6 protein-coding genes and 1 pseudogene are annotated in these 16,958 nt (G+C 59.8%); 4 read left to right on the top strand and 3 right to left on the bottom strand.

Going from position 1 to position 16,958, the window contains the following annotated elements:
• Both EG850_RS12945 and EG850_RS12950 read right to left on the bottom strand, forming a co-directional pair.
• Nucleotides 1-772 (bottom strand): hypothetical protein (locus tag EG850_RS12945; RefSeq protein ID WP_148097125.1); only part of this gene is annotated, 772 nt, incomplete at its 3' end.
• 255 nt (nt 773-1,027) lie between these two features.
• Nucleotides 1,028-7,771 carry a DUF7927 domain-containing protein gene (locus EG850_RS12950; RefSeq protein ID WP_185715082.1) on the bottom strand — a complete coding sequence of 2,248 codons (6,744 nt, stop codon included), beginning with the start codon at nt 7,769-7,771 and terminating at the stop codon, nt 1,028-1,030.
• Between the two features lie 721 nt (nt 7,772-8,492).
• On the opposite strand from EG850_RS12950, the gene EG850_RS12955 reads away from it, so the two are divergent.
• The 3 genes from EG850_RS12955 to EG850_RS12965 all read left to right on the top strand — a co-directional run bounded on the left by EG850_RS12955 (nt 8,493) and on the right by EG850_RS12965 (nt 16,050).
• Entirely contained in the window at nt 8,493-10,628 is a 2,136-nt protein-coding gene (locus tag EG850_RS12955; RefSeq protein ID WP_185715083.1) for a helix-turn-helix transcriptional regulator, read from the top strand.
• A 151-nt stretch (nt 10,629-10,779) separates the two neighbouring features.
• Entirely contained in the window at nt 10,780-14,358 is a 3,579-nt protein-coding gene (gene mobF / locus EG850_RS12960; protein ID WP_124974155.1) for a MobF family relaxase, read from the top strand.
• Between the two features lie 39 nt (nt 14,359-14,397).
• On the top strand, nt 14,398-16,050 hold the full coding sequence (locus EG850_RS12965; RefSeq protein ID WP_124974158.1) for a hypothetical protein: 1,653 nt from the start codon (nt 14,398-14,400) through the stop codon (nt 16,048-16,050).
• 18 nt (nt 16,051-16,068) lie between these two features.
• Here the strand turns inward: EG850_RS12965 and EG850_RS12970 are convergent, their stop codons facing one another.
• A complete protein-coding gene (locus tag EG850_RS12970; RefSeq protein ID WP_124974161.1) occupies nt 16,069-16,425 on the bottom strand; it encodes a sulfate permease in 357 nt (118 codons plus the stop codon).
• 311 nt (nt 16,426-16,736) lie between these two features.
• Here EG850_RS12970 and EG850_RS12975 point away from each other — a divergent pair.
• A pseudogene (locus EG850_RS12975) lies at nt 16,737-16,958 on the top strand (hypothetical protein); the annotation flags it as partial.

The following is a 16,958-nucleotide window of genomic DNA, read 5'->3' on the forward strand; positions in this document are numbered from 1 at the left end:
TGAGAGCCCACCCATCAGTAGCAGCCAGCATGTAGCCTTTGTTAGCGTAGTCGTCGTCCAGCGCCGCAATGACGACAACGGTCTCGCCCACAGCGACAGTTCCGTCAAGGGTATAGGTGATGCCGGCGGTGTCTGCCAGCGTCACCGAAGGATCGGTCACGTCTCCGCCGGGAACGGTGCACACGGCCTGCTCTACCATCGGAGCTACGGGAGCGAGGTCGCAGGCTTCAGCGGGAGTTTCGAACCAGGTGAAGAATGAGAAGTCTCCGTCGTTCTTCCAGTTATCGTGGCTGTACTCGGGATTCGTATCTTGATACTCTCTTTCCCAGTTCGCGCCGAGGTCGCCGTCTGTCCAGGGGCGGAGTTCGCCTCTGCTGATCCAATCGAGCACCGCAAAGTGAGCGCCATCGTCCAGAATGCGGTAACTGTCAATTTGGTAGATGCCGCCACACTCGGCCTGATCATAGAAGTTAGGAATGGTGTTGGGAGCCATGCCATCGGTGATCTGAACGTAGTCGACTAGCGTCTGCGATTGGCCATTGGGAAACGGGTTCCAGGGTGCACTTCCGCCTTCAGGTAGCTTCCATACGAAGGTGATGTCGTACGGCTCGGTGAACTCGTCTTCGACTGCCGTTGCCGCTGTGGAACCAGCGAAACCCATACCAAGAGCTACCAAAAACGCCAGTACAATCGCCAGAACTCTTCGCACCCAGTAGGGACCGGTTCTGGTTCTGAGGTGTTGAATGTGGTTGGCGGGTCTACTGAGATTCATGGTCATTCCTTCCGTTAGTGCGTAGTCGGGCAGGAAACTTTCAAAATAAGAAAATGTCTTAACCCGCAAGTGGTTGGCGGGCTTCGTCCTCATCGGGGATTGAAAGGACGAAGCCCGCCAAGTCGGCCAGGAGGAGCAGAGCCAGCATGATGGGGGGAAACTGGGTTACTCGCTGCCTGACCTGGCCGGGGCTCAATTTGGGGTGGAGGCAAGGGGGAGAAGCCTCAAAGGGGTTGAGCCCCGGCGGACTATCAGTTAGGCGTTTCCGCCTTCAGTTCCAGCTACGACGCGGTTGCGTCGTCGGCTGAGCAGGAGAGCCCCGCCACCCAGACCGAGGATCAGTGCGAGGGCGATTGCCCCACCCGCGAGCGTCCCACCGGTAACGGGGAGCGACGGGGGCAACACTTCATGCTCGGTCTCTGCCGGAGGCGGAGTGATCGGCGGCAGCCCTGGAGGTGCAGCGTTTCCAACCACGAGGTTGTAGAGCTTTACATCCTTAGCATTCTCGTTCACCTTCACCGAATAGTTGAGCTCTACTCGATCACCAATCTCGAGAGTCCCCGACCACTTCAGGGTGGTGCCCACGAGAACCGGTGCGGTCGCGCTGGTTTCGGTGCCGTCTGCGGCGATGATTGTCGCAGACGGAGTACCCGACAGTGCACTGTGGTTCAGCACCTTCGACAGGTCGTCGGTGATGTTCACCGGATCGAGTTTGGTCGCACCAGTGTTCGTGCCGGTCACGGTGTAGGTGACGACCGAGCCTGGCTTGACCTTGCTCCCCGAAGCCGGGTCGCTGGTCTTGTCGATGGTGAACCCAGGGATCGGGTGCTCGGTTTCTACCGGGGGCGGAGTGATCGGCGGTTTGCCCGGAGGCGTTGCATCAGATTCGGCGTGGTTATTGAGCGTCTTGCCCTCGAACCCGGCCTTGACCTTGACGGTGTAGACCACCTGCACCTGCTCGCCCTTTTCGAGCTTGCCGCTCCAAGCGAGCGTCGTACCGTCGATGCTCGGAGCCGATGTCTCGGTTCCGTCAATCGTGGCAGTTGGCTGGCCCGTGAGCTCTGCGAACTCGAGCACCTGCGAGAGGTCATCCGTGATGTTCACCGGATCGAGCACCGTCTCACCGGAGTTGGTGCCGGTCAGCGTATAGGTGATCTCGTCACCGGCCTGAACGGCAGTGCCGCTCACCGGGTCGGCGGTCTTCATGAACGTGTACCCGGGGGTCGGGTGCCACGTCTCAACCTCAGGCGGCGTGATCGGAGGCAGACCCGGGGGCGTCGCTTCAGACTCAGCGTGGTTGTTCACGATCACGCCGACAGCGTCATCGTTCAGGGTCACCGTGTAGGTGATCTTCACCGACTGGCCTTCCTTCAACGAGCCCGTCCACTTCAGATCCGTGCCGTCAACGGAGGGCTGAGGTACAGAATCCTCTCCTTCAATCGTGGCCACGGGATCGATCGTGATGTTCGCGTGGTTCAGTACCTTCGAAAGATCATCGGTAATCATCACTGGATCGAGGACGGTCTTGCCCGTGTTCGAACCGGTCAGCGTGTAGGTAATCGTCTCACCTGGAACAACCGTTGTACCTGACTCAGGATCCGAGGACTTGGTGAACTCGTAATCCGGAGTCGGGTGCTCAGTCTCGCCCGGGGGCGGGGTGATCGGCGGCTTGCCCGGAGGCGTTGCTTCAGATTCCGCATGGTTGTTGATCAGAACACCGTTCGCGTCGTCGTTCAGCGTCACCGTGTAGGTGATGGTGACCGACTGGCCGACCTCCAACGAGCCAGTCCACGTGAGCGCTGTGCCATCGACGACCGGAGCCGGAACACTATCTTCACCGTCGATCGTCGCTACGGGATCGATCGTCAGCTCAGCGTTGTTCAGCACATTCGACAGGTCGTCGGTGATGAGAACCGGGTCGAGCGCTGTCGCGCCAGTGTTCTCACCCGTCAGTGTGTAGGTCACTGTGCTGCCGGGTGCGACCGCAGTACCGCTCGCGGGGTCGGAGCTCTTGGCGAACTCGTAGCCCGGAATCGGGTGCTCGGTCTCCACTGGAGGCGGAGTGATCGGCGGCAGCCCCGGAGGCGTCGCCTCGGACTCAGCGTGGTTGTTGAGGATCTTGCCCTCATGCCCCTCGCCAACGGTGACCGTGTACGTCACGGTGACTGTCTCACCAGGCTTCAGCGTGCCATTCCAGCTCAGCGCATTCCCGTCACGCTCCGCAGCGGGCACATTGTCCGCACCTTCAATGACAGCCACCGGCTCCGACTTGATCGTCGAGAACTCGAGCACCTTTGTCAGGTCATCAGTGATCTCAACTTCAAGATCGGTCTTACCAGTGTTCTCACCCGTGATCGTGTAAGTGATGTCGTCGCCAGCCACAACTGTGCTACCTGACACGGGATCCGAGGTCTTATCGAACTCGTAACCCGGAGTCGGGTGTTCAGTCTCGCCCGGGGGCGGGGTGATCGGCGGCTCGCCCGGAGGCGTGGCAGTCGACTCAGCGTGGTTGTTCACCAGTACGCCAGCAGCATCATCGTTCAGAGTGACCGAGTAGGTCACTCTGACTGACTGGCCGGGCTGCAGACTCTGCAATAGCGAGAGCCAGGTCAGCGTCGTCCCGTTGACCGACGGCTGCGATGCGGCGTCCACTCCGTCGATCTGTGCAACTGCGTCCCCGTTGTAGGTAGCGTTGTTCAGCACGTTCGACAGATCATCGGTAATCACCACCGGTGACAGCGTGGTCTCACCCGAGTTGGTGCCGGTCAGCGTGTACGTAATGGTGTCGCCAGGGTTCACCGCTGTACCCGACTCAGGGTCAGAGGTCTTAGTGAACTCGTATCCTGGAACTGGCTTCGTCTTCAGCGCCATATCGAGCGTGAAGTTGGTGAAATCATCCGTGGTACCCGGGGTCACCGTCATACCACCAGTGTTGTCGTCCGTGGGCTCGTCACCGGTGATCGTCGAACCGTTCACCGTGGCGGACAGCGTGATCAGGCCAGTTTTCACCGAGCCGTCCGATTGCTGCGCACCGTTGTGGTCGGTACCCTCATTCGCATCGTTGTTCGGGTCAGCCTCGTAACCCTTGTCCTGAGCGATGTACCCGGCGAGCGGGCCGGCCGGTGTCGTTTCGTCACCGGCAGCGAACTCAGAGGCCGGGATCTCAGCGTAGTACTTGCCCTCGGGCAGGTCATTGATCACCCAGCGACCGTCGGCGTTGGTGGTGGTTTCACCCACCTTGTCACCGGCCTCGTTGTAAACGTTGACCTTCACACCTTCGGGCGCGACAGTGTCGGTGCCTGCGGTGTACTTGCCGTCGTCGTCGGTGTCGAGCCAGATCAGGTCGCCCAGTGAGAACCCGACCACGCGTACGAGCACCTGGTTTGAGGTCAGCAGCTGGAAGACGCCGTCCTTGGAGGCCGTCTCACTGAACGCCGTGAAGCGGTTCGCGTAGAGATCACCCGCGGCGTTATCTGCCTGGTTGGTCTTGAAAGTGATCTTCAAGCCTGACGAAGTGCCCTCGTTCACGTTGCCCAGTCGATTTGCCGCGACGAACTTGAAGGCCGTCGCGTCAGCCGTGAAGGTCGTCGACCAGATCGACGGATCGATGTCGTCGTTCAGGTTCTGCGGAACATTGGCGGGATCGATCGTCGTGTAGTAGAACGTACCGTCGACGTCGGCTGTCGGAGCAGCATCGAGCTTGCTCGTTCCCTCGTAATCCGAAGCCGGGTTACGGTTGACGTTCGCAGAGTTCACCTTGTCACCGTTATACGGCAGCACATCGATGACCGTCGGTGCCGCATAGCGGAGCGCCTCCGCGAAGTTCTTCACCTGCAGCGTGTAGACCTGATCCTTATCTTGCAGATCAAGCGGGGCGTCGACCGTCTTCTTCAGCTGCAGGCCACCCGGCTGGGTCACCGTCACGGTGTGGTCGTCATTGTGGCTCTGCTGCACCGCGATGATGCCATCAGCCTTGATGTTGACCTTGTTCACCAGACTCGAGTTATTCGCCTGGAACGGGTCGACGTGGGTAGCCACCTTGAACGAACCGATCGGCTCGTTCGGTGTGAGCGTACCGAGCTGCCACACCAGGGTGGTGGTTCCGTTCGCGTTGACCGTGACGCTCGAAGGCATAGTTGTACCGAGTTCTTCGGTGCCCGCTGCATCGTATTCCACCCCCTTGGGGAGGGTGTCGGTGACAGTCACATTGTTCACGGGCGCCGGATCATCAGAGACTGCGGAGAGTGAAGGATCGATCTGCCAGATGACAGGCGTGCCGGCCTTCGCGCTGCCGGTTACACCAATGTCGCTCGCGCCGGTCGCGTCTTCACCGTTCACCGTACCTTCGATGGTGTACTTCGTGATCGCCATCGTTGCACGGGTCAGCGTCCAGCGGTCACCGAAGGCATGCTTGACATCGGAGCCATAGGTGCCGTCGTTAGTGGTGCCGGAACCTGGAACGTACGGGTGATTCTTCACCACCCAGTCGCCTGCGCCGTAGGTCGGGCTCTTGATGTTGCCGAAGTTGGCAGCAATCGTACCGGCGGGAATCTCTTCACCGTCGTTCGGGCCACCGTAATAGGTGTTGCGCTGCTCGAGCACTGTCAACATCTGCAGACGGTAACCCGCCGGAGCCTTGTAGCCATCCTTCGTCTTCATCCAGACAGCGTTGACCTCGTCAATGCCGCCGGGGACGTCGTTCGGGTTGTCGTACCAGGTGATGCTGGCGTCTTCGGTGATCGAGTTCGTGCCGCTAGCTGCCGTGGCCTGATTAGTCCAGTCGCCTTCATAGCGCGCTTGATCCGAATCGAAGTTGCCGTTATTCGCGGTGTCGCGAGCGACATCGTCGGTCAGGTTAACGTGAGCGTACTTGAACGTGAAGTTGTCCTGATAGGCCAGTGCCACGTCGCGGTTGTCACCGTTGACCGTGTTCGTGCCAACCGAATAGAGATCATCGGGGATGACCGGCCCACTCGTGTCGTTCGGATCGTTCGGCTTATCAGCGTTAAACGGCGCAAGCTTCATCATCGAGTTATCCCAGACATCGATCATCTCGACGTCAGGAGTGTCGAAGTTGAACAGTGCCTGCACCTTAGAGGTGAACGCCTGCCCTGGCTGCACCTGGCCCGCACCGGCCTGGCCTGCCGACTCGGGCATGTTTGCCTCGCGCATGTTCCAGCTCATGCGCTGGTCAACGAGGGTCTTGCCGCCATTGCCGGGAGAGATCTCGATGTTTGCGGGACCGGATACGTTGTTGCTTCGGCTGGTGCCGTCGGGCATCGTGTCACAGTTACTGCTGCGATCATCACTGGGGCCTGCCTCGCAGTAGCCAGGCTCATCAGCCGAGCCGTAGTTGCTCGCACCAGACTTGCCCTTGGGGTCGAAGTCGCCAACGCGGTTCCAGATGTTTACCTTGCCGGTGTAGTCACCCATGACGTCGTTCATTGCGTCGACCTCGTCGAACGGAATGAAGACGCGCACAGTGTAAGCCGCAACATAGAACTTGTCGGCTGCAAGTGCGGTGCCATTCTGAGACTTTGTCGGGTAGCTGGAGCCCGATGTATCGATGCCGTCAAGTGTGAATTTGTAGTTGCCGGTGTCGGCATCGCCTACGCGCTCATACGAGCACGTGCCGGAATCCACGACAGAGTTTTCTGCAGTTGTCACACCGCCGCCAAAGATCGGGGTGCCGACCTTGCCATAAACAGTCGAGCCACCAGGGCCAACCGAGGTGTTCTGGGCGTTCAAGCCGTCAGGGCCACAGTGCATCATGTACCACTTGAACGGTGTCTTCAGTGTGTTGCTGCCGTCCGCGGTATTCGCCCAAAGTGCGTCTTCGAACGTTACCGGCTGCTCAAACGCTTCATTGCCGACCGTACGGTCAGTCGTGATGTTGATCGAGTACGAGACCTCGTAGCCCCTCATTTCAGTCGGGGTGCCATTGACGTCGACGGTCTTCGTGCCGAGCTGCCACACCCAGGGGCGCTGCTTCTCAATATCGTACCGCGGGGCAGCGGTGATCTCGAAGGGGCCGAACTCGTGCGGTCCGTCGGGGCGTGCGGTGGTGACACCGTTCTCATCAGCGCCATAGGTGCGCACGTTGGTGGTGAATGTCGCGCCGTTTTCTGAACTGCCCGAGACGAATACTTGCGTATCAAGCTGGTGGTTCGCCTTGTCAACGCTGGTCGCACCGAGGTTGCACTTCAGCACCACAGAGGTGGTGCCGCTCGGAGGATCCTGCCGAGGCTGCAGGACATCTCCCGAGGGAAGCGCTAGAATCTCGCTGCCGGTGCCACACGAGTTTGGCATCTGACCGAATGTGGCGACCGCACCTGGCTCCAGCACCAGCTCCTGTTCAAACCACGCGTCGAATGAAGATCCGAGATCCTGTTCGGCGCTCGCGTTGATTGACCAGGAGTGGTTGATCACGTCGGAGGTACGCACACGGTTATTGCCGTCACCCGCATCTTGACCCGGCTCGCTATCGTCAGCATCAAACGGAGCGGTGCCCGTGTAAATGGTGTAGCCCCCGAACCCATCCGGGTCGTTCATCGCGATCACATCAGTCGACCAGGTTGGGTATACGAGCGCGTTGAGCTCAACGTCGTTTGCGTCAGCTGGAATCGTCGCGATTGACTTCTGTGTTGCATTCGCGTCGCTGTTGTCAACGACTCTCTCAAAGTCATTGACCCCAGCGGTTTTCGCTGTAGGCGTGAGGTAGTTGTCGCCGCCCAGTCCATCGGCATTGATCATCACCGTGTAGGGGCCGGCAATTCCCGAGACGTCTGCCGTCTTGAATGACCAATTGCCGTCCGCGTCGGTGGTGGTCTCCGCCTTCTGGGTGGGATCTGCGCCAATGAGCGTCACCTTCACGCCCGCGAGGGGGGTGTCGTTCTCGCCCGTCGGCTGGCTCGTATTAACCGCACCGTTATTGTTCGAGTCAACGTGGATCACGCCGTGGGCAAGATCGCCGGGTGCAGCGATTGCTGCTGAGGGCATACCAACACCGAACGCCACCAGCACGGCGGTCGCTAGCGCAAGAGTCTTCCCGCCCTGCGCCTTGAGATTTCGCCCGATCTTGGAACGTCTCTTATTTAACAACTGTTTCTGTTTCATCTAACTTTGCCCCCATGGAATCCCGGAGAATCGTCGAGTGTGTTCTTTACCGCCCCGCCGCAGAACGCGCACGAAGCAGAGCGAAGTCCATTTCGATTGAACTCTGTAGCGCTCGTGGAATCTGCCCCATTGGGGGAGATTCCCCCAGGGGAGTCACCCACCAGGCGTAAAATCCCCCAGACGTGTCACCCATTCCTTCGGCTTGCTGATCTGGAAGCGTGGATAATCTACTTATTCAAACAACTCGAATTATCGGGGGGGGGGTAATATAGACCCTTTTTCTCCACTGGAGATTGAAGACATGACTGTTCAACACTCGCTCCTGTCAGCACCTGAGAACGTGGCTGCTTCATGGCGGGCACACATCCCAGGTCTTGATGTGTCTCCTCATATTTCGCGGCCTCGTCTTGTCCAGCAAATACTCGCTTCCACAGGGCGGTGGGTTTCCGTGCTCGGGCTGCCTGGTTCGGGAAGATCCACTGTTCTGTTTCAGCTGGCCACCCATTTGGAACACATCGGTTCCCCATACGTGGCTTCTTTCTCCGCTGCGCAGTCGCTAGACCTCGTCGGGGTGCTTGCAGCCGGTGTGCCTGAGGGAAGCGCCGTGTTGGTCGATGATTTTGACCTCGCTACTGATCCTGACCGTTTACGTGATGCACTTTGCGGCTTCCTTGCTGTCGACCCAAGCGGGCGTGTGATCACCACATCTATTGACGATCTTTCATGCGACAGGCTCGAGAGACACTCAGAAACTCTCAAGCTCGATTTCGTGGCGGGGGCACACCTGCTCTTCACCCATGAAGAAATCAGATCTCTGTTCCTGGCGACTTGTGCGGAGCACAATATCGTCTTGGTTGATGAGCAAAGCATCGAAGCTTCTGTCCGACGAATCGAAGAGTCCTCGATGAGGTCACCCTTTTCTGTGCGTATTGCGCTCCAGCAGGAGATCCGGTCACTGCCTGACCCGCCATCCGTCGTGAGGGGGAGCGCTTTAGCTGCGGCCGCGTCAGCAGTGCAGTCCAAATTGCTCGAGACGATACCGCAACGACGGCTTCGAGACGGCTTGCTCGGCAAGCTGGCCATCCTGGAACTCATGCCGCGTTTCACCCAACGGCACATCGGCAAACTATTCCCAGCTATCTCTGCTGCAGAGGGTCATGAAATTCTTGGCCTGCCGCACCTTGATAGCGAACATTCTATAAACGAGATCGATGTTGCGTGGGTTGCAGCCTACTGGCCAGCACTCATTGAGAAGCGACGCCTGCATCGGGAGCAGCGCATCAAGCTAGCCGAACAGCTCCTCGCCCTGGATGAACCCGGGGCGGCGTTCGATCAGTTTGTTTTGGCGCAGGATTATCTACGCGCAGAGATGCTTCTCCGCTCTCAGTTCTTGACAGTTTTTGAAACCACTGCACCTGAGACGGTTGCAGCGCTTGCCAGCACTGCACGTAAGCACTACAAGAGCTACCCACTTCTGTACACGTTCCACGCGCTCGTGATGCCATACACAGTTCAAGCGCAACTCTCGGAGTGTGCGCAAATGTTGCGTGGCTTTGTGAGCCAACTGAACGAAACAGACAGGCACCTCACCAACGCCGTGCGCGCTGTTGTGCACGATCGTCTGCAAGACACTCAGGCGGCGAGAGAAACAGCCTGGGGCGTCATTGAAGCTGTGCAGGCGCAGATCGATGAAGAAGACTCGTCTGAGATCAACTCATCCCCGGCAGAAGCGAGTGTGATTGCAATTCTCGCGCTACTGTCTTGTGGCGGTTTCCCGCGCAGAGAGCTACTTCTCCCGAAGAGCGAGAGCGGTGACTACCTTGAGCACCGCAGGTCGCTAGCATTCTCTGCAATCAACGCAGCCCTCTACGAACAGTTCCCCAACGAAGAATCTGCCGGAGCATTGAGTGATGCCTATCGTTCGCTCGTGTACCCTCCCTCACGCTGCCTCACCGACATCGCGGTCTTTCAAGAGTACGACGAGCAGTTCAGACGTATCCTTGCATCTTGGAAGGACGCTGAAGAAACAGATGTGAGGGTCATCGAGCGCCCAGAAGACATCTTCGCGTTAAGCGACCTTGAAGATTCATCGCCCTCAATCCTCAGAGATGTCGCGACGCTCTACAAGAGACTCACCAGCACCACGGCAGCACCACCTGCCTCGAAAGAAGCGTTCCAGACTATTCCGTTACCGTTTAGGCACGTGGTTGAGTGGCAAGCAGCTCTCTATCAAGGCGACACCCTCGGAGCAATCACAGCTATCGACCAAATCGATGATGGCTGGGGTGAACGACTGATCGCCATACGCGTAGTACATAGATGCTCAGCAATGTTGTACCAAGGTAACACCGAGGGTGTCCAGCTCATGCTAGATCGCTCAGACGCGGTATCAGAAGCGCTCCTCGCACAAACCATCACCCTCATGCCCGCAGCAATCGGACAAGCACTAGCCGCCCTATCCCCTCGCTTGGCTCGTATCTTCAACGCAGCCTCCACAGTCGGGTTGCTTGGTACCGGAGCGTTGCGAGAAAAATCTGTCTATACTCCAAGCCTGTCACCAGCTGAACTCAAAGTACTGCGACACCTCGCTGACGGGCTCAACACCACACAGATTGCAGACCGCCTGCACCTCTCCGCTGAAACAGTGCGAACCCATGTCAAGCGAATGGCTTCGAAGCTCGGCGTTCGCGGACAGGCAGCAATCTTGCAGCGCGCCAGAAAACTCTCTCTGCTTTCCTGACTTTGAGTCAGCCTCAGGACTCCGCAACCTTCGCCCGACTTCGCCGTCACATATCTTGCAAACATGGCTGAAGTGCCGCGAGCCGACTCTGATTTGACCGCGTAACGCGGGGCAGTGGAGGCCACCTTTCGAGCGTGAAAGGTGGCCTCTGATGACGGTTTCGATGCGTCGTATGACGGCGGGTGACGGGTACAAGTACCTCCTGAAGTCGGTCGCCTATGGCGACGGCGATAGAGCCATGTCGACCCCGTTGACGCGCTATTACAGCGAAGATGGAACCCCGCCTGGCAGGTGGCTCGGTTCGGGTCTGAGCGGCCTCGCGGATGGTCAGATAGTTGCCGGTGATACGGTGACCGAGGCGCAGCTCCAACTGCTCATCGGGATGGGGCGAGATCCGGTATCTGGTGACGCGCTGGGGCGACCTTATAGCCAGTTCCAGACGCTCGATGAGCGCGTTGCCGCTCGCATTGCCGCGCTCGATCCTGAACTCACGCCATCGCAGCGGGCCGAAGCGGTCACGGTGATTGAGGCGGAGGAAGCGGCGAAGAAGAGCCGTAAAGCGGTCGCGGGCTTCGACTTCACGTTCTCGATCCCGAAGTCAGCGTCGGTGTTGTGGGCGGTGGCTGATGGGGGCACGCAACAACTCATTTGGGAGGCGCACCATGCCGCGATCAGTGATGTGTTGCAGTTCATGGAGCGCGAGGTCGCTGCAACACGGGGTGGTGCGCGGGGCCCTGACGGTGCGGTGCTGCAACTCGATGTTGCTGGGGTTGTTGCAGCCGCGTATGACCACTACGACTCCAGGTTGCACGACCCCTACTTGCATACGCATGTGGTGGTGTCGAACAAGGTGCAGCACGCCCAGACCGGGCGTTGGCTCGCGCTTGACGGGCGACCTCTGCACGCGGCAACGGTCGCGCTGAGCGAGTTGCATCAGGCGATCTTCGCTGACTCACTCACTCGGCTGTTCGGGGTCTCGTGGGAGTCACGCGAGCAAGCTGCTGGCCGGAATCAGTCGTGGGTGATCAGTGATGTGCCGGAGGAACTGATCAAAGCGTTCTCGAGGCGCGCACGCGATATTGAAGTCGAGAAAGAACGCCTCATCGTAGAGTTCGTGGCACGTCACGGTCGCAGGCCGTCGTCGGCTCAGGTCATCAAGCTGTTGCAGGAGGCCACGCTCGCAACACGCCCTGAGAAAGACGTGCGCTCGCTTGATGATCTCACGAGCGAGTGGCGGGATCGTGCAACAGTGATCCTCGGCGAAGATGCGGCGGCGTGGGCGATCCGTGTTGCGTGGCAACACGACCCCAGAAGCTCAGGTCTACGGTTGTTGCGCGCCGATGATGTTCCGCTCGACATGATCGCGGCCCTCGGGCAGCAAGTGATTGAGACGGTGGGTGAGAAGCGTTCGACCTGGCGACGCTGGAACCTCATGGCCGAAGCCGCCCGGCAGTCGATGTGGCTCAGGTTCGCGTCAACCGAGGATCGCGAGGTCATCGTCGGCATGATCGCGGATGCCGCCGAGCACGCATCCCTGACGCTCACTCCGCCCGAGCTTGCCGTCACTCCCGTCGAGTTTCAGCGCGCTGACGGCTCCACAAGATTCCGGCCGAAGCACTCGACACTGTTCTCATCGACGGCGTTGCTTGCGGCGGAGGATCGGCTGACCGCGAGAGCACGGGGCATGGCCGGCCCCAGGCTCGCGCTCGACACGATCGAGCGGTTCGCGAGTGAACCCGATGATGAGGGGCGCACGCTCGGCCCCGACCAGCGCGACGCGCTCGCCCGGATCGCGGTCTCAGGCCGCACCGTCGATGTTCTCGTGGGGCCTGCAGGTACTGGGAAGACTACGACGCTGGGCGCTTTGCGTCGTGCCTGGGAATGGAAGCACGGTGAGGGGTCAGTGGTGGGGCTTGCCCCGTCAGCAGTCGCGGCAGGCGTGCTCGCTGACGAACTCGGTATCCCGACCGACAACACCGCGAAATGGCGAGGAGTGTTCGAGCGCACCGGGCAGACCTTCACACGCGGTCAGCTGGTGATTCTTGATGAGGCGTCGCTTGCGGGCACGCACTCGCTCGATCTCATCACCCGTGAGGCTGAGCGGGTCGGAGCGAAAGTGCTGCTCGTTGGAGACCCGGCACAGTTGCAGTCGGTCGGCGTGGGCGGCGCGTTCTCCCTGATCGTGAACGACCGCGCTGAGGGCACGCCGGAGTTGACGGAGGTGTGGCGGCTGCAACACGACTGGGAGAAGCGCGCCTCGCTCGAGTTGCGCCACGGCCGCGCACCAGTGATCGACACCTATATGGAGCACGGCAAGATCCGGGGCGGCACCATTGACGAGATGGCCGAGGCCGCGTACCGGGCCTGGTGGGAAGACCGGCAGGCCGGGCGAGGAACGATCCTGATCGCAGAAACCGTCGAGAACGTCACCGAACTGAACCAGCGGGCACGCCGCGACCTCATCGCCCACGGCTTCGTCGCCGCCGAACGCGAGATCGAACTGGGCGACGGCAGCCGCGTGAGTGTGGGAGACACGATCATCACGAGGAAGAACGACCGCCGCCTGCGCTCGGCACATGGATGGGTGCGCAACGGTGAACGTTGGGTGGTGACGAACGTGCGCGATGACGGTTCGGTCTTCGTGCGGCCACCCACCATGCGGCGCGGGGGCGGGATCTTGTTGCCCGCCGCATACGTTGCCGAGCACGTCGACCTCGGCTACGCGGTGACCGCGCACCGTGCCCAGGGCGTTACCGTCGACACCGCACACACGCTCGTCGAAGCCACCACGACCAGGGAAGTGCTCTACGTCTCCATGACGCGCGGCCGCTACTCGAACCGAGCCTATGTCGCCACCGATCGGCTCGATCCCGCGCACAGCGTGCCGCAGCCCGGCGAGAACCCCGATGTGACCGCCCGCACCGTGCTCCAGGGCGTGCTTCAGCATGTCGGGGCTGAACTCTCGGCACACGAGACGATTACTGCGGAGCAGGAACGGTGGGGCGGGATCGCGCAGCTTGCCGCCGAATACGAGACGATCGCTGTCGCCGCGCAACAGGACAGGTGGGCGCGGTTGCTTGCTGCATCCGGGCTGACCGACGCGCAGGTAGACGAGGCGGTGAGTGCGGAGACGTTCGGGGCGCTCGTCGCTGAGCTCCGACGCGCAGAGGCCAGCGGGCATCCGGTCGATACGATCATGCCGAGGCTTGTGTGGGCGCGTGGCTTCGCGGACGCCGACGATATAGCCTCCGTGCTGCACTACCGACTCGAACAAGCCGTAACTCGGCTCGGCGTTGGTGGTGCGCTGCCGCGCGCTCGGTTCATCGTAGGACTACTGCCCGAAGCGGTCGGAGAGATGAGCGCCGATATGCGTGCCGCGCTCGAGGAGCGGCGGGAACTCATCGAAGCGCGCGCCGCCGCGATCCTCGACACCGCCCTCGAACGCGGCGAGCAGTGGGTGACCGCTGCTGGTGCCCCGCCGAAGAATGAGCAGGATCGGGCGCGCTGGCGATCAGGGCTGATGACCGTCGCCGCATACCGCGACCGGCATGGCATCGACCCCAGGGAGGCGCAGCCGCTTGGAGTCGAGCCGGAGAGTATCGGGCAACGCATCGACTACGAACGCGCTGGGGCGGCCCTGATTCGTGCCCAGCAGATCGTTCACCTAACTGTCCAGTCTGAAGTGCCGAGGCCGACAGCCGGGCGCGAGCATCGCGGCCCGACGCGATAGCGATGGGCCACCGACAGCGGAAGATGCGAGGATGTGTAGGTGGCTGCTCAACTGGACGACCTGACCGTGCTCGCGCGTTTCGTGATCCGCGCACGTCGGGTAGAAGCTCATTCTCTCGTGCAAGACGAAAAGACCTTGTTGGGTTATGCAAAGGGCACGTTCAAAGTCACGCTTGGCTTTGATGGAGCGGCAACTATCAGGCGGCCACTCCCAGATAACGAAGAAGAGTTCGAATCCTTGGTCGCGAGGATCAGACCGCTGACGCTGAAATCTGAACCAATCTATTACGCCAAGGTGCTTGGAGCTCTGGAACGAGTGTTGGAGCAGTGCGACCCAAGTGCAGAGGTTCTATCTGAATGCCAAGCGTTGAGAGCTTCTTGGGAGGCCGCCGAGCTTCAGGGAACCCAAGTACAGGGATACTCAGTGCAGCGCTCACGTCATGATGGTTCGGAAGCAACCAAGCATGTCTCCGATACACAACTCGCTGCCGCGTGGGTATACGCAGACCTTGTCCATGCCGATGCTCAAGGCCCCAAAGCCGAGGCGCTTGCTTTCGATCTTGACGAACGATACGCAGCCGCAGTGCTCGTGTTCTGCGGTGCAGCCGTGCGGGTGGTAAGGACACTTCGCCTGATCGAGCATCTGAAAGCCGCAAACATACTCAACCTTGCTGATGAACTCTGGTCTCAAAAGGTTACGGTCGACACTACCGAGATCGTCGAGGAAGCGGAGGTGTTCATGGCTCCTGTAGGGGCCCCGATGCCAAATCTCATGACTTCGGTCGAAATGGGAGAAGACTGGAAATCAATCTCGGTGACTGAGATGCTCAGGCTTGAGATAGAAAACCGAGTAACAGTCCTCCTGCGTGACGACGATCGCAACATAGAGTCCAGCGACGCGGCGGTCATAAGGCGAGAAAATGGCGAAGACTTGATGACCTGGGAAGCCCTCATCGCTGAAAGCGTCCTCTGTCGTTTGGTCTTTGAAGCCGATTCAGGCGAGATTCGGTCGATTCGGTCGATGGAACTTCAGTTCCTAGATCACACTCATTCACTCAAACTCTCCGCCCATGAATTCAAACTGAAGATGTTCCAAGCCAAGACGTTAACCCTCCAGGTTGGAGACCAAAACTGGGTGACTCTGCGAGTTCCAGAGGCCTCCGAGGAAGAGCTATTCCAGCAGCAAGTTCTCTTTGAAACGACAAGAGACATTGTTCTGATCGAGCAAATCGCGAACAGAAGGTTCAAAACAAGTAGCGAGCCCTTCACGAACGACGATCGCATGGCGTTGAGAGTCGCACGTCTGGCCTGGGAGGGCAAGATCACCTATTGGAATCAAGGGCCGATAAAGGTCACGACCGAAAACGGGCTGCCACCCTCTCAAATTCAAATACCCGCCCAAACTCTCTCAATCGGTGGCGCGGAGATCCCTACCCCTGAAATACGATTGCGCCACCCAGACATGGACATCACCGAACTGCAGCCTGAGCCGCCGCTCGAACCAGGAGTGAAACTCTATGAGCTCCGGCCCCCTGCGCAAGCATTCTTCCGGGTGTGGGCACCAGAGCAGATGCAGGTTTCAAGTGACGCTGATCTCACTTCGCCTGTTCCCTGGGGCCTGCTCGGGATACAGGAAGCCGAGCCTCCCGAAACGGATGCCGCGTCGGTCGACTCAGACCAGCAGGAGCAATGAACCGCGCACAAAGCGAGGTTACCCAGTTCTTTGATCCTGGGAGGGCTGTCGAGTTGGAGAAGCGTTGAATCGCTCTGCTTCGCGGAATCTCGCTTTGGTGAGGAAAAGGAGGCTGATCGGCCCCCACACGAGGAACTTGATCGCGTTCCAGATGCAGAGAATGAACACGAGATACAGCCACTCGGGAGCCCCCACCCCGATCAGAGCGAGAGCGCCGCGTGCGATCAACAGGTAGGGAACCGAGAACAGCATCGCCAGGACGCCGTAGCGAAGGTTCTCACGGCGGCGCAGGAACCAGATCAGCCGGTTCGTCGGAGCGTACCGCTGCAACAGATCATTCGCGAAGCTGCTGAGATGCCAGATGAGAGCGAGCATGACGAAGTCCTTTACAGATCTACCGGCGGTCAGATTCGTGTAAAAGCACTTCGCAGCTAAAGCTGCTCCGTCGTACCCCAGGCGGGGCTTGTTTGCCGTGTGCTCCTACTATACGGCCGAAATCTTGAAAGCGCAGTAGTTGGTGAGCTGGAGGCCGGTACTGCTGGAACGTTCGCTGCATCCCAGTAGAAGCTGTGAGCGTGGGCAGAATCGCCCACCAGGTGGGCGTGAAGTGGGCTAGACTGTAGACACCACGGCTGGCCGCTAGTTCCGACAAGGATAGGCGGCCAGTTCTTTTTCTAGGCAGGGTCATGGCAGACAGCACCTACGAGAAACCCTTTCTCACAGTCGAACAGCAGATCGACCAGATCAAGCAGCGCGGCATGAAAATCGGGAGCCGTGATGACGCGCGGAACGCGCTGCGGCGCATCGGGTACTACCGGCTGTCGGGCTACTGGCATCCCGACCGAGTGCCTGCCGGGCCGGGAGAAAAGCGGCTCTTCGCAGTTGAGGGTGTAGCTGGGGTCCGCGGG

The sequence above is a fragment of the Gulosibacter macacae genome, from assembly GCF_003865375.1.
In the GTDB taxonomy this organism is placed as follows: Bacteria; Actinomycetota; Actinomycetes; order Actinomycetales; family Microbacteriaceae; genus Gulosibacter; species Gulosibacter macacae.